Origin of the sequence: Methylorubrum pseudosasae (genome assembly GCF_029504475.1) — a bacterium.
In the GTDB taxonomy this organism is placed as follows: Bacteria; Pseudomonadota; Alphaproteobacteria; order Rhizobiales; family Beijerinckiaceae; genus Methylobacterium; species Methylobacterium extorquens.
The window spans coordinates 3,383,376-3,402,572 of the sequence record NZ_JAQGDU010000002.1; the positions used below are offsets into that span (position 1 = coordinate 3,383,376).

The window sequence follows — 19,197 nt, forward strand, 5'->3', positions numbered from 1 at the left end:
GACCGTGCGAACGACTTCGCGCCGCGGTGATTTGTAGTGGCAAGCTTGCGCCGCGTTATCAAACGCTAATGCATCACGACGCACTTGCGCCGTGGTCCTCGCGAGAGAGGAGGACTGGCCGTGAACGGTAGCTTTATTTGGAAGAAGTCGAGGTTGCCTGGCGGATGGGGTGGCCGGGCATGGGGATGTTGTCGGCAGACAGTCACATCCGTGGGCTAGAGCAGCGCCCGCGAACGCCTTGCCGATAACCGGCCGACGAAGGCCGCAGGAGTTCACCCCGTCATGACCCGTGCCCAGACCGCTTACCTCGACGACGACGCGCTCGACCTCTCCGCCGCGGATGCGACCCCCGCCCGCGTGATCGAGATCGGCGACATCACCGCCGGCATCGCCGTACCCGAGCGCGGCGGTGTCCGCTTCTTCTCGTCCGAGCGCCGCTTCGACGGACTCGACGGCACGCTGTTCCGCACCGTGGAGCAAGCGGCCCGCGCGGCGCGCGAGAAAGGCCGCCAGCCGCGCCTGCGCGCGGTGGTGTAACCCTCCGCAACACACCGCATGAACACAGCCGGCGGCGCCGTTTCGGGCCGCCGGCTTGTTTTTGCGGGGTTCGTTTCAGAAGCGTCTTCGATCGCGAGACGGCCCCGTCCGTTCGTGACGGTCCCGATCAGTGGGCCCACGCGGAAGGCCGGCGATGCAGCCCTCCGATGCGAAGACCTACTTGCACTCCTCGCGTGCACGCTTGAGCGCATCGGCGAAGCCGCCCAACGCGTAGTCGTCCTGAGTCGGCTTGCCGCGCTGGGAGGTCGTGCGGACCGTCGCGGTCTGGGTCCGGCTCATCTCCGTGACGATGCGCGGCTCGTCGGCCTGGTTCTGGATCCAGGCGTTCTCGTCCTTCGCCACGAGGCCGTAGCGGGTGCTCCCGACCGTGAGGTAGGGGTCGCTCGGGGCGGCGGCGGCGCCGGGCTTTGCTTGCGCGGCGGCCGGCTTCGGCTTGAAGCCGAGCATCACCGCGATCTCCCCCTGGGCGCCGCCCTTGGGGAAGGTGACGAACAGGTAGCCGGTGTCGCGCGCGAGCGTCTTGGGGCTGCGGGTCGTCGGCTGGGCGATGACGTAGCAGAGCTTGTCGCGGCCCTGCGCGCCGTTGGTGAAGACGTTCCAGTCGCCGAACACCGCCAGCGGGACGGCCTGTTGCATCCCCGGCGGAAGCGCCGAACTCTTCGGCTCGCGGCGGCTCGACCGGGCGAGGATGATCTCCGCTCCCTGTATGCCCTCCTGTGCGAGCGCACGCCCCGACGGGCCGGGCAGTGCCGCGGCGACCGCGGCGGCCAGCGCGAGGGCCGCGAGGGGGCGGCCGCGACCAAAGGCGGGATGAGAGATCGAAAGGCGGTGCCGCTGCATCGTTACTCGGGTGTACGGACGGCCGGGTCGGCCCTCTTCACGCGCCGTCAAGATGACGGGCCGCAGCGTAACAGGAAACCCCTGACCGCTCCGATTAACCGAAAACGGCCATGGGCCGCACCCGTCGACGCAGCCTGAAGCGGTCGGATGCGGTGTCAGGCCGCCCGCATCTCCGCGGCGAGCGTCGCCGAAGCGAGCGCGGCCGCGGGCAGGTCGATCGACGGATCGATCGCCGGAAGACGGATCTCGACCGCCGACGGAATGGTGCCGGCCGACGGCTCGACCGGCTTGGGCTGCGCCGGCTTCTCCGGATCGTTGTAGGGGGTGTTGTAGGCCTTGCGGATCGAGGCCCAGAAGGCGCCCCGCTCCGCATCGGTGAGCCGTGCGAGGCGAGCGTCGATGACCGCCATGGCCTCCGCCGCCAGGGCAGGCGTCTCCTCGACGGTGATCCAACTCTCAACGTTCATGACGGCACTCCGCAGGTTCGGACAGTCGGATAGCCAAGCTCAGTTAGCTGAAACCTGAACGCCGCATTTTCCGTGCCCGTTCCCGCAGGGCTGTTTTTACTTCTCCACAGGGCCGAGCTTTTCCAGCCAAGCTGCCGCCTGCCGGCGCACGTTGTCCGGTGCGGTGCCGCCGTAGCTGGTGCGGCTCGCCACCGAGTTCTCGACACCGAGGACCGCGAAGACGGCGTCCGTGATGCCCGGCTCGATCGCCTGCATGTCCTGGAGGGAGAGTTCCTCCAGCCCGATCCCGCGCTCGGAGGCCACCGCGACGACGCGGCCGGTGACGTGGTGGGCCTGCCGAAATGGCATGTTCAGCTCACGCACCAGCCAGTCGGCGAGATCGGTGGCGGTGGCGTAGCCGGAGCCCGCCGCGCGCTTGAGCGTCTCGGCCACGGGTTCGAGGTCGCGCACCATGCCGGCCATGGCGGCAAGGCACAGCGAGAGCGATTGCAGGGCGTCGAAGGTGCCTTCCTTGTCCTCCTGCATGTCCTTCGAATAGGCGAGCGGCAGCCCCTTCATCACGATGAGCAGGCCGGTGAGCGCGCCGATGATGCGGCCCGCCTTGGCGCGCACGAGTTCGGCGGCGTCGGGGTTGCGCTTCTGCGGCATGATCGACGAGCCGGTGGTGAAGCCGTCGGAGAGCCGGACGAAGCCGAACTGGGCCGAGGTCCACACCACCAGCTCCTCGGCGAAGCGCGAGAGGTGCACCGCGCAGATCGAGGCCGCCGAGAGCGATTCCAGCGCGAAATCGCGGTCGGCCACGGAATCGAGCGAGTTCGCGGTCGGCCGGTCGAAGCCGAGGGCGGCGGCCGTGGCGTGCCGGTCGATCGGGAAGGAGGTGCCGGCGAGTGCGGCGGCGCCGAGCGGGCATTCGTTGAGCCGCGCCCGCGCGTCGCGGAACCGGCCGCGGTCGCGCGCCAGCATCTCGACATAGGCGAGGCAGTGATGGCCGAAGGTGACAGGCTGGGCCGATTGCAGGTGGGTGAAGCCCGGCATCACCGTCCCGGCATGTTTCACCGCCGTCTCGGCCAGCGCCCGCTGCAGGTCGGTGACCTGCGCGTCGAGGGCGTCGAGTGTGTCGCGCACCCATAGCCGCATGTCGGTGGCAACCTGATCGTTGCGCGAGCGGGCTGTGTGCAGGCGCCCGGCGGCAGGGCCGACGATCTCGGTCAGGCGGCTCTCCACCGCCATGTGGATGTCCTCCAACTCGCGCCGGAAGACGAATTCGCCGCGCGCGATCTCCGCCTCGACGGACTTGAGCCCGGCTTCGATGGCTGCCACATCCTCGGCCGGCAGGATGCCTTGGCTCCCCAGCATCGCGACATGCGCCAGCGAGCCGCGGATGTCCTGGGACGCCAGACGCCTGTCGAACCCGATGGAGGCGTTGATCTCCTCCATGATCTCGGCCGGGCCGCTGGCGAAGCGTCCACCCCACATCCGGTTGCTCATGGCTGATCCCACCTTCCGCACGCGAAACGAGGTTCAGCCGTGACGGCGACCCCGAAAATCCTTGCCGCGGGCGGCGCGCTCGCCGCCGTCCTCGTCGGCGGCCTCGCCCTATACGGGACGGGCTCGAACCTCGGCAACCTCGCGGCCTCCGGCCCCTGCGCCGAAGCCGCCCCGGTCGCGGCCCGGCTCGCGCCGCTGGCCCGCGGCGACGTCGCCGCTTTCGACGCCTCCGCTCCCCCGAAGCCGGCACCCGCCGTCGCCTTCAAGGGCCCGGACGGCGCGCCGACCGATCTCGCGTCCTTGCGCGGAAAACTGCTCCTGGTGAACCTGTGGGCGACGTGGTGCGCCCCCTGCAAGGCGGAGATGCCGGCCCTCGATCGCCTTCAGGCGGAACTCGGTGGCGACAGCTTCCAAGTGGTGGCGATCAATGTCGAGACGCGTAATCTCGACAAGCCGCCCGCATGGTTCAAGGCCAACGGCATCGCGCAACTGACCTATTACGGCGACCCCGAGGGTAAGGTGCTGCCGGTGATCCAGTCGGCGGTCGGCTCCACGGGGCTGCCGACGACGATGCTGATCGACGCCAAGGGTTGCACGCTCGGCGTGATGAAGGGCCCGGCCGAATGGTCGAGCGAGGACGGCAAGCGGCTGATCCGGGCGGCGCTGGCGAAGTCCTCCTGATTGTCCGAGGTGCCCGATTTTCCAGGTCGGCCCGATTTTCCAAGCCAGCGGGTTGCGGTGCCGGCCCAGGGCGGGCAACGGGTCACGGCATGAAGCCGCCGCCCCCCTCCGTCCGTGCGCTCCCGCGCCCTCTGCAACGCTCGTACTCGGCAACACGCCGCTTTCTCACGAACGAGGCGGCCGGCGGCATCGTGCTCATGGCCGCGGCCGGCGCCGCGCTCGTGGTCGCCAATTCGCCCCTGGCGCAGGCCTATCACGACCTCCTGCATATCCATCTCGGGCCCTTGAGCCTGATGCACTGGATCAACGACGGCCTGATGGTCGTGTTCTTCCTGCTGGTCGGCCTCGAGATCAAGCGCGAGGGAATGGACGGGCGCCTGCGCACCTGGCCCGACCGGGTGCTGCCGGGCCTTGCCGCCGCGGCGGGCATGGCCGTGCCGGCCCTGGTCTACCTCGCCTTCAATGCCGGGCAGTCCACTGCTCGGGGCTGGGCGATCCCCGCCGCGACCGACATCGCCTTCGCCCTGGGCGTCCTCGCGCTCCTGGGCTCGCGCGTGCCCGTTTCACTCAAGATCTTCCTGTCGGCGGTGGCCATCGTCGACGATCTCGGCGCCGTGGTGATCATCGCGCTGTTCTATACGGGGCAGCTCGATACCACGATGCTGGCGGCCTCGGCCGGGATGCTGGCCGTGCTGTTTGCCCTCAACCGCCTCGGTGTGCGCGCGCTCCTGCCCTATCTCCTCGCGGGCCTCGTCCTCTGGGTGTTCGTCCTGCGCTCCGGCGTTCACGCCACGGTGGCCGGCGTGCTGCTCGCCCTGTTCGTGCCCATCCGCCCGAGCCCGGGCCGGCCGGAGGACACGACCTCGCCCCTGCACCGTCTGGAGCACGCGCTGACGCCCTGGGTCTCGTTCCTGATCGTGCCGATCTTCGGCTTCGCCAATGCCGGGGTGACGCTCCTCGGCTTGCCGGCGCGGGCGCTGATCGAGCCCGTGACCCTCGGCGTCGCGCTCGGCCTGTTCATCGGCAAGCAGGTCGGCATCTTCGCGAGCGTGCGGATCGCCGCCGCCCTTGGCCTCGTTTCCCGCCCGGCGGGGGCGACCTGGGTTCAAGTCTACGGCGTCGCGCTCCTCTGCGGCATCGGCTTCACCATGAGTCTGTTCATCGGTGCGCTCGCCTTCACGGATGGCCTGCACGAGACCGAGACCAAGCTCGGCGTCCTCGGCGGCTCGCTGCTCTCGGCGCTGTTCGGTGCCGTGCTGCTCGCCCGGGCGACCGCGCGGGAGGCGAGCCCGCGCCGGGACCTCGGAGCCGAGCCCGACCGCTTGCCTTGACCTCCGGCCTCGGCCTACTCAGGCCGGAAGCGTCGCGGTGGTAGGTGGTCCGTCTTCCGGCCCGTCATCCCGCGCGAGGGCGAACATGCTGCGAACCGTTTCCCGTTTCCTCGGACTGCCGTTCTTCAGCCGGGCGCTCGGGCTCCTGATGATGGCGGCGGGCTTCGTACAGCTCTGCTACGACGGCGCCCGCTCCATCGCCAATAACGGCCTGCGGGTGACGAGCCTCGCCGAACTGATCCAGTCCCTGCCGCAGGAGCGGATCACTGCCCTCGGAACCACGATCCGGCAGGCGGCACCCTGGGCGGATACGGTTCTGCTGACCCCGCTCGGCCTCGTCCCGGCGGCCCTGTTCGGGCTTGGGCTCGGCGCGGTCTTGGTCTGGCTCGGCCAGCCGCCGCGGGAGCCGATCGGGTTCCTGACCCGGCCGTAGAGCGTCGTCCCGAAGAGGGTTAAGGCGTCCTCAGATCCCCCAATACGGCGCCGCGTTATAGTAGCGGTGGACGTGCTCCTCCCAGGCGCGCTCGTCCTCCGGGTCACCGCCTTCCGGCGAGCGGGCGGGTGCGTCGCGCAGCTGCGCCTCGGTGATGTCGACGACGTAGGCGTCGAGGGCCGTGTCGTAGCGCAAAACCGCCCAGGGCAGCGTGTAGTATTCCTCGCCCATGCCCAGGAAGCCGCCGAAGCTCATCACCGCGTAGGCAACGCGGCCCGAGCGCTTGTCGAGCATCAGCCGCTCGATGCGGCCGACCTTGCTCCCGTCGGTCCGGCGCACCTCGGTGCCGATGACGCGATCGCTGGCGATCAGGCTGCGGGGCGGGGGCGCCGCATTGGCCGCAGCTTCGGAACGAACCGGATCCATGGCGATCATCCTGCAACGTTGTTACAGCTTGCCATAAAAAACGCCCATGCGGCCGGGCACGTTCCGGCCGGTGCGGCACCCACCCCTGCCCCATCCTGCCCCGCCATCCCGGACGAGCCACCGCGCATGCCGCTGACCCGCCTGACACTCCCTGCCCTCGCGCTTGCCCTCCCGGCGCTGCTGAGCCCGGCCGCGGCGCAGGACCGCGGCAGCGTCAACCCGAAGCCGCTGCCGCCGCTCGCCAACCCGAACGATCCCTCGACGCCGGCCAAGGCGCTGTTCGGCCGCGTCACCGGGCCGGCCAGCGGGCCGGCGCGGCCGTTCGGCTCCTACGCCAAGGGCTGCTTCTCCGGCGGCGAGGCGCTGCCCCTCGATGGCGCGACCTGGCAGGTGATGCGGCCCTCCCGCAACCGGATGTGGGGCACGCCCCATCTCGTGGATTTCATCGAGCGGCTCGCCGCCCGCGCGCCGCAGGCCGGCTGGCCCGGCCTTCTCGTCGGCGACATGTCGCAGCCCCGCGGCGGGCCGATGCTCACCGGCCACGCCTCGCACCAGCTCGGCCTCGACGTGGACGTCTGGCTCACGCCGATGCCGGACCACCGCATGACCCGGGCCGAGCGCGAGGAGACCTCGGCCACCGACATGGTGCGCTCGGACCGGCTCGACATCGACCCCGACGTCTGGACGCGCCAGCATACCGCGCTGATCCGCATGACGGCCAAGCAGCCGGAGGTGGCGCGGATCTTCGTGAACGCGGCGATCAAGAAGGCGCTGTGCCGCGAGGCGGGCGGGGATCGCGGCTGGCTCACCAAGGTGCGCCCGATGTACGGGCACAACTACCACTACCATATCCGCCTCGCCTGCCCGGCCGGCGACGGCGCTTGCGACGACCAGGCGCCCCCGCCCTCCGGCGACGGCTGCGGCTCCGAACTCGATTACTGGTTCAGTGCGGCGGTGCTGAACCCGCCCAAGCCCAAGACCCCGCCGAAGCCCCGCCCGCCGATGACGCTCGCCGGCCTGCCCGACGCCTGCCGGGCGGTGCTGCACGCGCGGTAGCGTACTGTTCGCTCTTTGAGGCATCGGCTTGACACAGCAGGTGCCTGACAAGGCACTTGTTCCCAAAAATGGAACATGCTAGTCGTTGTCATGCAGATCGTCGCTAAACGAACGCTCCGCATCTTCTGGGAGGCGCATCCGCGATCGCGGAGTGGTTTGTCTGACTGGTACACGAAGGTTAGCACCGCGGACTGGTCGGGTCCGGAGGACATCAAGGCCGCGTTCGGTAAAGGCGTGGACTTCGTCGGTGACAATCGCATCATCTTCGATATTCGCCGCAACGAATTTCGCCTGATCGTGCATGTGTCCTATCGCTATCGACGAGTGCTCATCAAATTCGTCGGCACCCACGCCGAGTACGATCGGATCGATCCGGAGACGGTAGGATGATGGATATCAGAGCCATCAGGAACGACGACGATCTGACTTGGGCTCTCAGGGAGATCGAACCGTACTTCGCACGGGAGCCCGCGTTCGGCACGCCGGAGGCGGAGCGCTTCGACGTGCTGACGACGCTGATCGAAGCCTACGAGAGCCGTCATTATCCGATCCCGGAAAGCGATCCGATCGAGCTTCTGCACTACGCGATCGAGCATCTTGGGCGTAGCCAAGCGGAGCTTGCCGAATTGCTCGGGTCACGCTCGCGGGCTTCGGAAATCCTCGGCTGCAAGCGCGGGATGACGCTGGATCAGATCCGGGCCGTCAGCGAGGCTTGGAAGATCCCGATTGCCGCGCTGGCCAAGCCTTACCCGATCGGCTCGGAAGAGGCTCCGCGTCGCCAGGCCGAGAGTAAGCGCGCCAAAAGCAAGCGCGCCAAGAGCAAGCCCTCGGCAGCCGCCTGAGGGATTTTAAGAAGACCCGATCTCCGAAGCAGCACGAACTTTAAAAAGTCGTGTCGCTGCTTGAGTCGCAGGTGCGGCAAAAACCTTATTTCTCATGGTGTCCGGCCGAGAGCCGGTCGGTCAGCGCCATCAGCAGGCCGGACACCACGAACACCATGTGGATGCCGACCAGCCAGGAGAGGTCGCGGTCGCTGTAGTTCTTCACGTCGAGGAACGATTTCAGCAGCTGGATCGCCGAGATCGCGACGATGGAGGAGATCAGCTTCAGCTTGAGCCCGCTGAAGTCGATGGTGCCCATCCAGGTGGGCCAGTCCTTGTGGTCGGTGTGATCGAACTTCGAGACGAAATTCTCGTAGCCTGAGAAGATCACGATGATGAGCAGCGAGCCGGTGAAGGTCAGATCGACCAGCGCGAGAACGCCGAGGATGGTCTGCGACTCGGTGGACTCGAAGGCGTGCGTGACGACGTGGCCGAGTTCCAGCAGCAGCCGGACCAGCAGGACGACGAGCGCGATCGTCAGCGCGGCGTAGAACGGCGCCAGCAGCCACCGGCAGGCAAAGAGAAAGCGTTCGAAGCCACGTTCCAGCATTGTCTCTCGATCCCGGCCATCCGAGGGGCCGGGATTTGGCATGGGTGCAACGGCCCCGCAAGACGGTCAAGCTTGGATCGGCCTTGTCGGGGCCGGGCGGAGTCTCACTCCGCCGCGACGCCGACACCCACGGGGCAGGACACGCCGGTGCCGCCGAGCCCGCAATAGCCGCCGGGATTCTTGGCGAGGTATTGCTGGTGGTACTCTTCCGCGAAGTAGAAGGTCTCGAGCGGCACGATCTCCGTCGTGATCGGCCCGTAGCCCCGCGCGTCGAGCGCCTGCGCGTAGGAATCGCGCACGGCCCGTGCCGTCGCAGCCTGGGCCTCGCTGCCCGTGTAGATGCCGGACCGGTACTGGGTGCCGACATCGTTGCCCTGGCGATACCCCTGCGTCGGGTTGTGGCTCTCGAAGAAGGTCTTGAGCACGGCCTCCAGCGGCAGCACGGCGGGGTCATAGGCAACCAGGACGACCTCGTTGTGGCCCGTGAGTCCGGAGCAGACCTCCTCGTAGGTCGGGTTGGGGGTGGTGCCTCCGGCATAGCCCACGGCGGTGACGTGGACGCCCTGGGGCAATTCCCAGAACTTGCGCTCGGCGCCCCAGAAACAGCCGAGCCCGAGCACGATCGTCTCGACGCCCTCCGGATAGGGCCCCTTCAGGGGATTGCCGTTGACGAAATGGCGCTCGGCGGTCGGGAGGGGATTCGGCCGGCCGGGCAGCACTTCGGACGGGGCCGGCATCTCGGGCCGCTTGCGGAACAGAAGCATCGCTGTTTCCTCTGGTGGTCGCGGGGCGGGGCACGCAGTCGGCGCGCCGGTGTGCATCCCGCTCGATTTCGCTTGATATGGTCATCGCCGTCTGCTTTGGCGACAGGGTCAGGTGAGGCCGCGCCCTCGGCGGCTTCGGCCGTGCCATTCGCACCTGGGGAGCGATCGGGAACAGATGGAGCCCGGCGACGACTGGCAACTGACGGAGCGGGTTCGCGCCAGCGTCCGTTCCGGCAAGGGCGATCCCTTCGCGGCAGCCGTGCGGGCCACGCGTATGGCGATGATCATCACGGACCCGCGCCGGCTCGACAATCCGATCATCTATGCCAACGACGCGTTCCTGCGGCTCACCGGGTACACGCGGCTGGAGGTGACCGGCCGCAATTGCCGCTTCCTGCAGGGGCCCGGCACCGATTTCGACGCGGTGGCGCGGATTCGTGCGGCGATCGATGCCGAGCGCGACGTGCATGAAGAGCTCCTGAACTACCGCAAGGACGGCTCGACCTTCCACAACGCGCTGTATATCAGCCCCGTCCACGACGAGGACGGCACGCTGCTGTTCTACTTCGCCTCGCAGTTCGACGTGAGCGAGCGCCACGCGCTCGCGGCCGAGCGCGACCGGACGCGTGCCGCCCTCGACGCGAACGCCCTGCTGCTGCGCGAGATCGGACATCGCGCCCGCAACGATCTCCAGATGATCTCGGCCATGCTGACGCTTCAGAGCGGCAACAGCGCCGATCCGGCGGTTCGTGCGGCGCTTGGCGAGGCGATCGGGCGCATCGATGCGCTCAGCACGCTCTACCGCCAGTCCGCCCCGCCGGAAGAGAGTGCGGGCCACGATCTTAGCGATCTCGTCCGCGAGATCGCCGAGACCCTGGTCGAGGCCTCGGGCCGGCGCGACATCGCGCTTGCGCTCGATCTCGCGCCGCTCCGCGTCCGGCCCGAGGCGGCGGGACCGCTCGCGCTCATCGTCAACGAGGTCGTTTCCAACGCCGTGCGCCACGCCTTCCCGTCCCGGGCCGGACGGCTGACCGTTCGCATCGCCCGCGATGGGGCGGAGGTCACGGTGGCGGTCGAGGATGACGGGATCGGTTCGAGCGCCACGGGCGACGGGAGCTTCGAGGCGACGCTGATCGATATTCTGAGCCGGCAGGTCGGGCGGGACGATCCGCGTCCGGCCGCGCGATCCGGCGGGCACCGCCGTCGAACTCCGCTTTCCCGCCGAGCGCATTGGGGTCTAATCCCCCACTGCTCAGACGTCAGTGCCGGTCGTCGGGGGCCGGCGGCAGGGGCATGACCTCGATGCCCTCCTCGACCAGCGCCCGCGCTTCCTGCGGGCTCGCCTCGCCGTAGATCGGGCGCCCCTCCGCATCGCCGTAATGGATCGCCCGCGCCTCGTCGGCGAAGCGCTCGCCGACATCCTCGGCGGTCGAGACGACGTGCTCGCGCACGGCCCGCATCAGGGCGCGCAACTGTCGCTCCGGCTCGGCGGCGAGCATCGGCATCGGCACCCCGGCTGACGCCGCCGGAACCGGGGGCGGCGGCGTCGGCGCCTCGGCCCGGCCACGGTCGGTGCGCGCCACGGCCGGGGCCATCGGTGCCTTGGCGACTCTGGCCGAGTCACAGAACGGACAGGTGACGAGCCCGCGGGCCGATTGCTCGTCGTAGGCCGCGTTGGAGGGAAACCAGCTCTCGAACTGGTGGCCCGAATCACAGGCGAGAGTGAAAAGGATCATGACCCTTAGAGCATCGTCCTGGATACCGGATCCGGAAGGATGCTCTATCCTCTTATTTTTGCACCATCTCTTCCGAAAGCCGGAAGCCACCTTTCGGGATGATGCTTAGATGGGATGGCTTCAGACGCGGCGCACGCCGAAGCTGCGCGCGTGGGACAGGGTGGGAATGCGGGCGCGTGCATCCGCGACCCGCGCGAGGTCGATCTCGGCGAAGATGATGCCCGGCACGTCGCCCTCGGCCTCGGCGAGGATGCGGCCCCAGGGATCGACGATGAGCGAGTGGCCGAAGGTTTCGCGTCCGTCCTCGTGCCGGCCCCCTTGCGCCGCCGAGATCATGAACGAGCCGGTCTCGATAGCCCGCGCCCGCTGCAGGATATGCCAGTGCGCTTCGCCGGTCTGGCGGGTGAAGCAAGCCGGCGCGGTCATCACCGTGGCACCCGCCTCGGCCAGCGCCCGGTAGAGGGCGGGAAAGCGGATGTCGTAGCAGATCGTCAGCCCGAGGCTGGCGAGCGGCGTCTGCGCGACCACGGCGCAGTCGCCGCCCGAATAGGTCGCCGATTCGCGCCAGCTCTCACCGTTGGGCAGATCGACGTCGTAGAGGTGGAGCTTGTCGTAAGCCGCTTGGATCTCGCCCGCAGCGTCGATCAGAAAAGCGCGGTTGGCGATCTTCTCGCCCTCGCGGATCGCCAGCGATCCGATTTGCAGAACGATCTTTTCCGCCCGCGCGACTTCGCGGAGGGCGGCCAGCGTGGCGTCGCTCTCCTGCGGCCCCACCTTTTCGAACAGGGCGGTGCGGTCGCGTTCGATCAGCGAGGTCGTCTCGGGCGTCTGCACATACGCGGCACCCCGGCGGGCCGCCTCGCGCACCGCCTGCACGGCGGCCTCGCGGTTGGCGGCCGGATCGCGCCCGCCGCGCATCTGCACGCAGGCGGCGATGAAGGGCTTGTGTTCGGACCGGTCCGTCATGCCGCGAGCAGCGGATCGAGATCGCCGGCGCGCTCCAGCGCGTAGAGGTCGTCGCAGCCGCCGACATGCCGGTCGCCGACGAAGATCTGCGGCACCGAGGTGCGTCCGCCGGCCCGCTGGACCATGGTCGCGCGGGAGCCCGCCGTCTTCTCGACGTCGATCTCGTGGAAGGACACGCCTTTTTCGCGCAGCAGGCTCTTGGCCGCCGAGCAATAGGGGCACCAGGCGGTGGTGTAGATCGTGACCGGCTGCATGGGTCCGTCGCGTGCCCGAATGGGGGAGAAGCGACGGATATAGGCGAGCCGCGCGGATCTTCCTACTGCGGCCGGGTCACAGAGTCGGACGATCGCTGCGCCGGCTCTCCGCTCAGGCGGCTTTAGGCGGCCAGCAGCTTCTCGACCTCGTTGACGAGGTCGCGCAGGTGGAAGGGCTTCGAGAGCACCTTCGCATCCTTGGGCGCCTTCGAATCCGGGTTCAGCGCCACCGCAGCAAAGCCGGTGATGAACATCACCTTGATGTCGGGATCGAGTTCGGTGGCGCGGCGCGCCAACTCGATGCCGTCCATCTCCGGCATGACGATGTCGGTCAGGAGAAGCTCGAACGGCTCCTCGCGCAGGCGATTATAGGCGGAAAGGCCGTTGTCGAAGGACAGCACGTCGTAGCCGGCGTTCTGGAGCGCCTTGGCCAGAAACCGACGCATGTCGTTGTCGTCTTCCGCGAGCAGGATCTTCATCGAACGGCGTCCCGGTGCCCATGCGCCTTGGAGTGTCTCAGGAAAGGCCGGTCGCTACCATGCCGCTTGAGGGCATGACAGCGCTGTCGGCGCTTTGCGAGAGATGCTCGGTGGGTGTTCATTTCATAAAGCGTCGGCTTGGTAAACAGAGCGTTAAACGCGCCCGGTGTCGCGACGCACCCGACAATCGCGGGGCGCTGTCCCCTCCTCTCCCGGCTCTGTGCGGCGCATGGTGGACAGGGCGGACGAGGCGCCGCAAAGTAGCGCCATGTTCCTTCCGTGCCACGGTCAGGCCCCCGCTTCTCGATGAGCCCTTCACAGCCAGACGGAGCCGAGGCGTTCGATCCACCCTTCGCCGTGGACGAGCCGGCGCAGCACGCGATCCCCTTCGTGTTCAACACACCGCATTCCGGCGCGCATTACCCGGACTCCTTCCTCGCGGCCTCCCGGCTCGACGCGCTGGCCCTGCGCCGCTCGGAGGATGCCCATGTCGACCGGCTGTTCGCTGCGGTCGTGGGCCTCGGCGCGCCCTTGATGCGGGCGAACTTCCCCCGCGCCTATCTCGACGTGAACCGCGAGCCCTACGAGCTCGACCCGCGCATGTTCGCCGGCCGCCTTCCGTCCTACGCCAACACCCGCTCGATGCGGGTGGCCGGAGGGCTGGGCACGGTGCCGCGCATCGTCGCCGACGGACAGGAGATCTACCGGGAGCGGCTACCGGTGGAGGAGGCGGTGCGGCGCATCGAGACGCTCTACAAGCCGTATCACCGAACCCTGCGCGGCCTGATCCATCGCACGGCACGGACCTTCGGCCGGTCCTTCCTGATCGATTGCCACTCGATGCCGTCCTCGAGTCTCGGGCGCGACGAGAGCGCCCAGGCCGATTTCGTGCTCGGCGATCGCTTCGGCACGGCCTGCCTGCCGGCACTGGTCGATGGGTTCGAGAGCCGGCTGAGGGCTCTCGGTTACAAGGTGGTGCGCAACAAGCCCTATGCCGGCGGCTTCATCACCGAGCATTACGGCGAACCCGGCCTCGGGCGGCACGCGCTGCAGATCGAGATCAACCGGGCGCTCTACATGAACGAGCAGTCGTTGGCGCTGACGGCCGGCTTCGTCACACTCGCGGACCATCTCGCCGAGGTCATCGCCGGGGTCGCTGCCGAGACGGTCGAGCTGCCGTCCCACCGCATCGCAGCAGAGTAGCCGCCCGGATCGGAACGGGGCTTTCAGCCCTCCCGACTCGACGCTTCGGACAAAAAAAGGCCGCCCCGAAGGACGGCCCGAAGTCTAGGGAGGAAACGCCCAAGAAGGGCTGCGGGACCGCGACGCCATCGCGATCTCGCAATGCACAAATCGCATCGCGCTGCACAAATCGCAAGGGCGACGAAACCGTTTCCACATGTGCGCCGCGCATATCTGTCCGGCAAGCGCACAGGGAACCGGATCAGGCCTCGCCGAGAAGCGCGCGGATCTCCGCTTTCAGGGCATCGGCCAGTTCCGGCCGCTCCAGACCGTAGGCGAGGTTGGCGGTGAGGAAGCCGATCTTGGACCCGGTGTCGTAGGTGCGCCCATCAAAGCGCATGCCGTAGAACTTCTGCTCTTCGGCCAGCCGGATCATCGCGTCGGTGAGCTGGATCTCGCCGCCCGCGCCGGTCTCGCCCCGCTCCAGAATCGAGAAAATCTCGGGCTGGAGGATGTAGCGGCCGGAGATGATGTAGTTCGAGGGCGCGGTGCCCTGCTTGGGCTTCTCGACCATGCCGGTGATCTCGAAGGTCTGGCCGAAGGTCTCGCCGACGGCGACGATGCCGTACTGGTGGGTCTCCTCGGGCTTCACCTCTTCCACGGCGATGACGTTGCCGCCATGCTGCTCATAGGCCTTCAGCATCTGGCCCATGCAGCCGCGGCTCAGCATGTCGGGCAGCAGCACGGCGAAGGGTTCGTCGCCGACGATCTCGCGGGCGCACCAGACGGCGTGGCCGAGGCCCAGCGGCGCCTGCTGCCGGGTGAAGCTGGTCTGGCCGGCCTTGGGCAGGTCCTTCTTCAGCTCCTCGTAGGCCGCCTGCTTGCCGCGCTCCTGCAGCATGTGGTCCAATTCGAACGCGATATCGAAATGATCCTCGATCACCGCCTTGCCGCGGCCGGTCACGAAGATGAAGTGTTCGATGCCGGCCTCGCGGGCTTCATCGACGACGTGTTGAACGACCGGCCGGTCGACGACGGTGAGCATCTCCTTCGGAACGGCCTTGGTGGCCGGCAGGAAGCGCGTGCCGAGACCCGCGACGGGAAGGACGGCCTTGCGAATTCGTTTCATCTGGCGGGACCCCATTTTAGCGTGTGTCGGGGCGAGCCCTGATCGACAACGGATCAAATAGCACGCAGGCCGCCGCTAACAGCCCCGCTTGGGTTAGGATTGGCAGAATTTTGTCATAAGACGCGGCTGGCGCTTCAGCCGACGGCTGACGAAGACGGATCAGGGGTGGACGATGGCGGTTCTGGTCACGGGCGGCGCCGGCTATATCGGCAGCCACATGGTGCTCGCATTGGTTGATGCCGGGCATGAGGAGGTCGTGGTCCTCGACGACCTCTCGACCGGTTACGATTGGGTCCTGCCGCCGGAAGTGCGTCTCGTCGTCGGCGACGTGGCCGACCAAGCCCTCGTCACCGAGACCATTCTGCGCCACCAGATCGACACGGTCGCGCATTTCGCGGCCAAGATCGTCGTGCCGGAATCGGTCGCCGACCCGCTCGGCTACTATCTCGCCAACACCGTGAAGACGCGCGCGCTGATCGAGACCGCGGTGCGCACGAACGTCAAGCACTTCATCTTCTCCTCCACGGCGGCCGTCTACGGCGAGCCCGAGATCGTGCCGGTGCCCGAGACCCTGACGCCGAACCCGATCAACCCCTACGGCCGCTCGAAGCTGATGAGCGAGTGGATGCTCGCGGATGCCGCCGCCGCGCACAGCTTCACCTACGGGGTGCTGCGCTACTTCAACGTGGCCGGGGCCGATCCGCGCGGGCGTTCCGGGCAATCGATGCCGGCGGCCACCCACCTCATCAAGGTCGCGACGCAAGCAGCACTCGGTCAGCGCACGCATCTGGAGGTGTTCGGCACCGATTACCCCACCCGCGACGGCTCGTGCCTGCGCGACTACATCCAGGTCTCGGATCTGGCCGCGGCACATCTCACCGTGCTCGACTATCTGCGCGGCGGCGGCGACAGCCTGACCGTCAATTGCGGCTACGGCCGGGGCTACTCGGTTCTGGAGGTCGTGGAGGTGGTCAAGCGCATCTCCGGCCGCGACTTCGAGGTGCGGCTGTCGCCCCGCCGGCCCGGCGATCCGGCCCAGATCATCGCCGGCGCCGACCGCATCCGCAACGAACTCGGCTGGACCCCGAAGTACGACGACCTCGACGTCATCGTCGCCCAGGCGCTTGCCTGGGAGGATACCCTGGCGAAGCGGAACCGGCGGTGAGAGCACCCCGCGCCGCCGTCATCCTCGCGCTCGCGCTGCTGGCAGGGCCGGCGCGGGCGCAGGACGGCGACTTCTCCGGCTTCGTCGCGTCGCTGCGCCCCGACGCCACGGCCCGCGGCATCTCGCAGAAGACCTTCGACGCGGCGTTTGCCGGCGTGCAAGCGCCGGATCCGGACGTCGTCGCCCGCACTCGCCGCCAGAGCGAGTTCAGCCGGCCGGTCTGGGACTACCTCGTCGGCGCGGTCTCGGGCGCCCGCATCACCCGGGGGCAGGCGCAGGGCAAGCGGCTCGCGGCCACCCTCGCCGCCATAGAGGCGAAGACCGGCGTGCCGCGCTCGGTCGTGCTGGCCTTCTGGGGGGTCGAGTCGGATTTCGGCGCCAGCGCCGGCTCTTTACGGACGATCCGGGCGCTGGCGAGTCTGGCTCACGCCGGGCATCGCGGAACCCTGTTTCGCGACGAGTTGCTGGCCGCCCTCCAGATCCTCGAGAGCGGCGATATCGAGCCGGCGCGGATGGTCGGCTCCTGGGCGGGCGCCATGGGGCAGGTGCAGTTCCTGCCCTCGGTCTATCTGCGGGAGGCGGTCGATTTCGACGGCGACGGGCGGCGCGACATCTGGCGCTCCGAGGCCGATGCGCTGGCTTCCATCGCGCATTACCTGCAATCGCTCGGCTGGAAGCCCGGCCTGTCCTGGGGCTACGAGGTCAGCCTGCCGAAGGATTTCGACCTGACCCGCTACCGCGGCCCGCTCGCCGACTTCGCCGCCCGCGGGGTGCGCCGCACCGACGGCAAACTCTTGCCGACAGGCGGCGAGGCCAGCCTGTTCCTGCCGGGCGGGCTCGGGAGCCCGGTCTTCCTCATCACCGACAATTTCGAGGTGATCCGCGGCTACAACACCAGCGATTTCTATGCGCTGGCCGTCGGCCACCTCGCCGACCGGCTGGCCGGCGGCCCGGCACTCGCCGCGCCCTGGCCGAACGGCGCCGCCCGCCTCGACGGGCCAGCCCTCAAGCGTCTCCAGGCGGGGCTCGCCGCGAAAGGACTGTACGCGGGCGAACAGGATGGACGCGCCGGTCCGAAGCTGCGCGAGGCGGTGCGGCAGTACCAGATCCGCGAGGGCCTGCCCGCCGACGGTTACGCCCGGCCCGCACTTCTGGAGCGCTTGGAGGGACGGCCATAATGTCTCTCACAAAACGCCCGCTGCGCCGCCATGCCCAGAGGGGGCCGATGGGTGATCGGACGTGTCGTGAGGCTCGCTTAGACGCGCGCCCCTCAAGGCGCTATCCTGACCGGATGTGAGGTCGGACCCGCTCCGGCCCCTCCCCTTCGATCAAGGCTTCGCGCATGCAACGCCGCCCGACCGATCGCACTGCGTTCCCGCGCTTTCCTGCGATCCTCGGCCTCCCCCTCCTCGCGGCGCTGTGGCTCACGGCGGCGTGGTCCGCCCTGCCGCAGCAGGCCGCGGCGCAGTGGGGCGACAGCTACGACGCACCCGCGGCCGATCCCTATGCCGCGCCGCCACCGCGCCGCCGGGCCCGCGGCGCCTATGCCGACGAGTACGGCTACGGCCGGGCCCCTGCCCGTCGGGCCGCGCCGCCGCAGGAGGCGCCGCGCCAGTTCTACTGGCCGTGGGAGGACCAGCCGCGCGCCCAGCCGGCCCCGCCGCCCCAGCCCGCGCCCGGCTATGCCCGGCCGTCGCGCCCGCGTGCGCCTGCCGCTGCCCCCGCCCCCGCCACCGCGGGCCGCTCGGACGAGGAGCGTGCCGCCCGCCGCCGCAGGCCGAGCCCCGCCCCCGCGGTGGCGCAGCCCAAGGCCAAGGTGCCGAAGGCGGCGCCGACGACGCAGATCGCCGTGTTCGGCGACTCGCTCGCGGGCTACCTCGCCAAGGGCGCCGATGACGCCTTCTCCGACAATGCCGAGGTCGCCGTGCTCGACCGCTCGAAGGCCGATAGTGGCCTCGTGCGCAAGGATCTCGTCGATTGGGCCAAGACCGCCGAGGATTTTCTCAAGGCCACGCCCAAAGTCTCCTACGCCCTGATGATGATCGGCTTGAACGACCGACAGGCCATCCGGGAGGGCGACCAGAGCGTCGAGGCCCTGTCCGACAAGTGGCGCGAGATCTACGCGGCACGGGTCGATGAGGTCGCGAAGGTGTTTGCCGAGCACAAGGTGCCGCTGATCTGGGTCGGCCTGCCGCCGGTCCGCAGCGAGAGCCTGAGCCGCGACTTCGCCGCCATCAACGATCTCGTGCGCGAGCGGGTGCAGCGGGCCGGCCAATCCTATGCCGAGGTCTGGCAGGGCTTCGTGGACGACCGCAACCGCTTCACCGCGTCGGGGCCCGACGTGGACGGCCAGGAGGCGCGGCTGCGCACCTCGGACGGGATCCACTTCACCGCCGCCGGCTCGCGCAAGGTTGCCCACTTCGCCGACGTGGAGCTGAAGCGCCTGATGGGGGAGAAGGGCGGCCTGCCCTCCGAGCAGCCCGCCGCCGCGATCGCCGCCACGCCTGGCGAGGGTGGTGCCGGATTGGGCGTTGACGATACGGCGGCGATCGATCGCAAGATCACGGCGATGCTGCCGAGCCTGCCCGAGCCGCCGGGCATCCCGAGCCTGCCGGTCAAGCCCGCGGCGGGGCCGGTGGTGCCGCTCGGCCGCACCGAGACCTCGCCGGGCGGGACGCTCCTCACCGCGCGTCCGCAGGAGGGGGATGCCACCGGCACCCGCGAGCGCAGCCTGCAGCGCGGCGCCGCCCCCCTGCCCCAGCCGGGCCGAGCGGACGATTTCCGCTGGCCGCCGGGATAGGGCCCCTCACC

General features: G+C 68.9%; 23 protein-coding genes. 12 read left to right on the top strand and 11 right to left on the bottom strand.

Going from position 1 to position 19,197, the window contains the following annotated elements; genetic code table 11:
- Positions 1-282: 282 nt before the first annotated feature.
- Positions 283-537 (top strand): hypothetical protein, encoded by a 255-nt coding sequence (locus tag M2437_RS16905; protein ID WP_003604178.1) that lies wholly within the window; start codon positions 283-285, stop codon positions 535-537.
- Between the two features lie 177 nt (positions 538-714).
- Here M2437_RS16905 and M2437_RS16910 read toward each other — a convergent pair whose 3' ends face one another.
- The 3 genes from M2437_RS16910 to argH all read right to left on the bottom strand — a co-directional run bounded on the left by M2437_RS16910 (position 715) and on the right by argH (position 3,353).
- Positions 715-1,398 carry an invasion associated locus B family protein gene (locus tag M2437_RS16910; RefSeq protein WP_253388140.1) on the bottom strand — a complete coding sequence of 228 codons (684 nt, stop codon included), beginning with the start codon at positions 1,396-1,398 and terminating at the stop codon, positions 715-717.
- Between the two features lie 155 nt (positions 1,399-1,553).
- Positions 1,554-1,865 carry a hypothetical protein gene (locus M2437_RS16915; protein ID WP_253388141.1) on the bottom strand — a complete coding sequence of 104 codons (312 nt, stop codon included), beginning with the start codon at positions 1,863-1,865 and terminating at the stop codon, positions 1,554-1,556.
- Positions 1,866-1,961: 96 nt separating this feature from the next.
- Complete coding sequence (gene argH / locus M2437_RS16920) at positions 1,962-3,353, bottom strand: argininosuccinate lyase (protein WP_253388142.1); 1,392 nt, start codon at positions 3,351-3,353, stop codon at positions 1,962-1,964.
- 39 nt (positions 3,354-3,392) lie between these two features.
- Between argH and tlpA the strand changes: the two genes are divergently transcribed.
- The 3 genes from tlpA to M2437_RS16935 all read left to right on the top strand — a co-directional run bounded on the left by tlpA (position 3,393) and on the right by M2437_RS16935 (position 5,798).
- On the top strand, positions 3,393-4,034 hold the full coding sequence (gene tlpA, locus M2437_RS16925; protein ID WP_012254557.1) for a thiol:disulfide interchange protein TlpA: 642 nt from the start codon (positions 3,393-3,395) through the stop codon (positions 4,032-4,034).
- A gap of 89 nt (positions 4,035-4,123) precedes the next feature.
- Positions 4,124-5,365: a Na+/H+ antiporter NhaA gene (gene nhaA, locus M2437_RS16930; protein WP_253388143.1), complete on the top strand. Its 1,242-nt coding sequence runs from the start codon at positions 4,124-4,126 to the stop codon at positions 5,363-5,365.
- A gap of 85 nt (positions 5,366-5,450) precedes the next feature.
- On the top strand, positions 5,451-5,798 hold the full coding sequence (locus M2437_RS16935) for a hypothetical protein (RefSeq protein ID WP_012254555.1): 348 nt from the start codon (positions 5,451-5,453) through the stop codon (positions 5,796-5,798).
- A gap of 30 nt (positions 5,799-5,828) precedes the next feature.
- Here the strand turns inward: M2437_RS16935 and M2437_RS16940 are convergent, their stop codons facing one another.
- Positions 5,829-6,224, bottom strand: coding sequence for a PRC-barrel domain-containing protein (locus tag M2437_RS16940; RefSeq protein ID WP_056117959.1), 396 nt, complete (start codon positions 6,222-6,224; stop codon positions 5,829-5,831).
- A gap of 126 nt (positions 6,225-6,350) precedes the next feature.
- Here M2437_RS16940 and mepA point away from each other — a divergent pair, with 126 nt between their 5' ends.
- The 3 genes from mepA (at position 6,351) to M2437_RS16955 (ending at position 8,122) form a co-directional block, all read left to right on the top strand.
- The gene (gene mepA, locus M2437_RS16945; RefSeq protein WP_056455862.1) at positions 6,351-7,280 is read left to right on the top strand and encodes a penicillin-insensitive murein endopeptidase; all 930 of its coding nucleotides are present in this window, start codon (positions 6,351-6,353) and stop codon (positions 7,278-7,280) included.
- A 90-nt stretch (positions 7,281-7,370) separates the two neighbouring features.
- On the top strand, positions 7,371-7,670 hold the full coding sequence (locus M2437_RS16950; RefSeq protein ID WP_253388144.1) for a type II toxin-antitoxin system HigB family toxin: 300 nt from the start codon (positions 7,371-7,373) through the stop codon (positions 7,668-7,670).
- Entirely contained in the window at positions 7,667-8,122 is a 456-nt protein-coding gene (locus M2437_RS16955) for a helix-turn-helix domain-containing protein (RefSeq protein ID WP_253388145.1), read from the top strand. Before M2437_RS16950 ends, M2437_RS16955 begins: the two co-directional genes overlap by 4 nt.
- An 85-nt stretch (positions 8,123-8,207) precedes the next feature.
- Here the strand turns inward: M2437_RS16955 and M2437_RS16960 are convergent, their stop codons facing one another.
- Together M2437_RS16960 and msrA are read right to left on the bottom strand one after the other, a co-directional pair.
- Positions 8,208-8,711 carry a TIGR00645 family protein gene (locus M2437_RS16960; protein WP_003603121.1) on the bottom strand — a complete coding sequence of 168 codons (504 nt, stop codon included), beginning with the start codon at positions 8,709-8,711 and terminating at the stop codon, positions 8,208-8,210.
- Positions 8,712-8,815: 104 nt separating this feature from the next.
- Positions 8,816-9,475, bottom strand: a complete 660-nt coding sequence (gene msrA, locus M2437_RS16965) for a peptide-methionine (S)-S-oxide reductase MsrA (RefSeq protein WP_003603122.1) — start codon at positions 9,473-9,475, stop codon at positions 8,816-8,818.
- Positions 9,476-9,650: 175 nt separating this feature from the next.
- On the opposite strand from msrA, the gene M2437_RS16970 reads away from it, so the two are divergent.
- Complete coding sequence (locus M2437_RS16970; protein ID WP_499006908.1) at positions 9,651-10,772, top strand: PAS domain-containing protein; 1,122 nt, start codon at positions 9,651-9,653, stop codon at positions 10,770-10,772.
- On the opposite strand, the gene M2437_RS16975 is transcribed toward M2437_RS16970, so the two are convergent.
- The 4 genes from M2437_RS16975 to cpdR form a co-directional block, all read right to left on the bottom strand.
- Positions 10,735-11,211 carry a DUF1178 family protein gene (locus tag M2437_RS16975; RefSeq protein ID WP_012254548.1) on the bottom strand — a complete coding sequence of 159 codons (477 nt, stop codon included), beginning with the start codon at positions 11,209-11,211 and terminating at the stop codon, positions 10,735-10,737. The genes M2437_RS16970 and M2437_RS16975 overlap by 38 nt on opposite strands.
- A gap of 120 nt (positions 11,212-11,331) precedes the next feature.
- On the bottom strand, positions 11,332-12,177 hold the full coding sequence (locus M2437_RS16980; RefSeq protein WP_253388147.1) for a carbon-nitrogen hydrolase family protein: 846 nt from the start codon (positions 12,175-12,177) through the stop codon (positions 11,332-11,334).
- On the bottom strand, positions 12,174-12,431 hold the full coding sequence (gene grxC, locus M2437_RS16985) for a glutaredoxin 3 (protein ID WP_015951672.1): 258 nt from the start codon (positions 12,429-12,431) through the stop codon (positions 12,174-12,176). The genes M2437_RS16980 and grxC overlap by 4 nt, the downstream gene beginning before the upstream one ends.
- A 122-nt stretch (positions 12,432-12,553) precedes the next feature.
- Entirely contained in the window at positions 12,554-12,910 is a 357-nt protein-coding gene (cpdR, locus tag M2437_RS16990) for a cell cycle two-component system response regulator CpdR (protein ID WP_003603128.1), read from the bottom strand.
- 306 nt (positions 12,911-13,216) lie between these two features.
- On the opposite strand from cpdR, the gene M2437_RS16995 reads away from it, so the two are divergent.
- The gene (locus M2437_RS16995) at positions 13,217-14,113 is read left to right on the top strand and encodes an N-formylglutamate amidohydrolase (RefSeq protein WP_012254545.1); all 897 of its coding nucleotides are present in this window, start codon (positions 13,217-13,219) and stop codon (positions 14,111-14,113) included.
- Between the two features lie 241 nt (positions 14,114-14,354).
- On the opposite strand, the gene galU is transcribed toward M2437_RS16995, so the two are convergent.
- A complete protein-coding gene (galU, locus tag M2437_RS17000; protein WP_012254544.1) occupies positions 14,355-15,221 on the bottom strand; it encodes a UTP--glucose-1-phosphate uridylyltransferase GalU in 867 nt (288 codons plus the stop codon).
- A gap of 172 nt (positions 15,222-15,393) precedes the next feature.
- Here galU and galE point away from each other — a divergent pair, with 172 nt between their 5' ends.
- The 3 genes from galE (at position 15,394) to M2437_RS17015 (ending at position 19,186) form a co-directional block, all read left to right on the top strand.
- Complete coding sequence (gene galE / locus M2437_RS17005) at positions 15,394-16,386, top strand: UDP-glucose 4-epimerase GalE (RefSeq protein WP_253388148.1); 993 nt, start codon at positions 15,394-15,396, stop codon at positions 16,384-16,386.
- Positions 16,383-17,564 (top strand): lytic murein transglycosylase, encoded by a 1,182-nt coding sequence (locus M2437_RS17010; protein ID WP_253388149.1) that lies wholly within the window; start codon positions 16,383-16,385, stop codon positions 17,562-17,564. Before galE ends, M2437_RS17010 begins: the two co-directional genes overlap by 4 nt.
- A 164-nt stretch (positions 17,565-17,728) precedes the next feature.
- A complete protein-coding gene (locus M2437_RS17015; protein ID WP_253388150.1) occupies positions 17,729-19,186 on the top strand; it encodes an SGNH/GDSL hydrolase family protein in 1,458 nt (485 codons plus the stop codon).
- Positions 19,187-19,197 lie beyond the last annotated feature (11 nt).

What these genes read in the sequence shown, in the direction of transcription:
- msrA (WP_003603122.1), bottom strand. Translation starts at nt 9,475, where the DNA reads ATGCTTCTGTTCCGCAAGCGGCCCGAGATGCCGGCCCCGTCCGAAGTG.
- M2437_RS17015 (WP_253388150.1), top strand. Translation starts at nt 17,729, where the DNA reads ATGCAACGCCGCCCGACCGATCGCACTGCGTTCCCGCGCTTTCCTGCG.
- M2437_RS16905 (WP_003604178.1), top strand. Translation starts at nt 283, where the DNA reads ATGACCCGTGCCCAGACCGCTTACCTCGACGACGACGCGCTCGACCTC.
- nhaA (WP_253388143.1), top strand. Translation starts at nt 4,124, where the DNA reads ATGAAGCCGCCGCCCCCCTCCGTCCGTGCGCTCCCGCGCCCTCTGCAA.
- M2437_RS16960 (WP_003603121.1), bottom strand. Translation starts at nt 8,711, where the DNA reads ATGCTGGAACGTGGCTTCGAACGCTTTCTCTTTGCCTGCCGGTGGCTG.
- M2437_RS16950 (WP_253388144.1), top strand. Translation starts at nt 7,371, where the DNA reads ATGCAGATCGTCGCTAAACGAACGCTCCGCATCTTCTGGGAGGCGCAT.
- argH (WP_253388142.1), bottom strand. Translation starts at nt 3,353, where the DNA reads ATGAGCAACCGGATGTGGGGTGGACGCTTCGCCAGCGGCCCGGCCGAG.
- galE (WP_253388148.1), top strand. Translation starts at nt 15,394, where the DNA reads ATGGCGGTTCTGGTCACGGGCGGCGCCGGCTATATCGGCAGCCACATG.
- M2437_RS16935 (WP_012254555.1), top strand. Translation starts at nt 5,451, where the DNA reads ATGCTGCGAACCGTTTCCCGTTTCCTCGGACTGCCGTTCTTCAGCCGG.
- cpdR (WP_003603128.1), bottom strand. Translation starts at nt 12,910, where the DNA reads ATGAAGATCCTGCTCGCGGAAGACGACAACGACATGCGTCGGTTTCTG.
- M2437_RS16955 (WP_253388145.1), top strand. Translation starts at nt 7,667, where the DNA reads ATGATGGATATCAGAGCCATCAGGAACGACGACGATCTGACTTGGGCT.
- M2437_RS16975 (WP_012254548.1), bottom strand. Translation starts at nt 11,211, where the DNA reads ATGATCCTTTTCACTCTCGCCTGTGATTCGGGCCACCAGTTCGAGAGC.
- galU (WP_012254544.1), bottom strand. Translation starts at nt 15,221, where the DNA reads ATGAAACGAATTCGCAAGGCCGTCCTTCCCGTCGCGGGTCTCGGCACG.
- M2437_RS16980 (WP_253388147.1), bottom strand. Translation starts at nt 12,177, where the DNA reads ATGACGGACCGGTCCGAACACAAGCCCTTCATCGCCGCCTGCGTGCAG.
- M2437_RS16915 (WP_253388141.1), bottom strand. Translation starts at nt 1,865, where the DNA reads ATGAACGTTGAGAGTTGGATCACCGTCGAGGAGACGCCTGCCCTGGCG.
- mepA (WP_056455862.1), top strand. Translation starts at nt 6,351, where the DNA reads ATGCCGCTGACCCGCCTGACACTCCCTGCCCTCGCGCTTGCCCTCCCG.
- M2437_RS16910 (WP_253388140.1), bottom strand. Translation starts at nt 1,398, where the DNA reads ATGCAGCGGCACCGCCTTTCGATCTCTCATCCCGCCTTTGGTCGCGGC.
- M2437_RS16940 (WP_056117959.1), bottom strand. Translation starts at nt 6,224, where the DNA reads ATGGATCCGGTTCGTTCCGAAGCTGCGGCCAATGCGGCGCCCCCGCCC.
- M2437_RS16970 (WP_499006908.1), top strand. Translation starts at nt 9,651, where the DNA reads ATGGAGCCCGGCGACGACTGGCAACTGACGGAGCGGGTTCGCGCCAGC.
- grxC (WP_015951672.1), bottom strand. Translation starts at nt 12,431, where the DNA reads ATGCAGCCGGTCACGATCTACACCACCGCCTGGTGCCCCTATTGCTCG.
- M2437_RS16995 (WP_012254545.1), top strand. Translation starts at nt 13,217, where the DNA reads ATGAGCCCTTCACAGCCAGACGGAGCCGAGGCGTTCGATCCACCCTTC.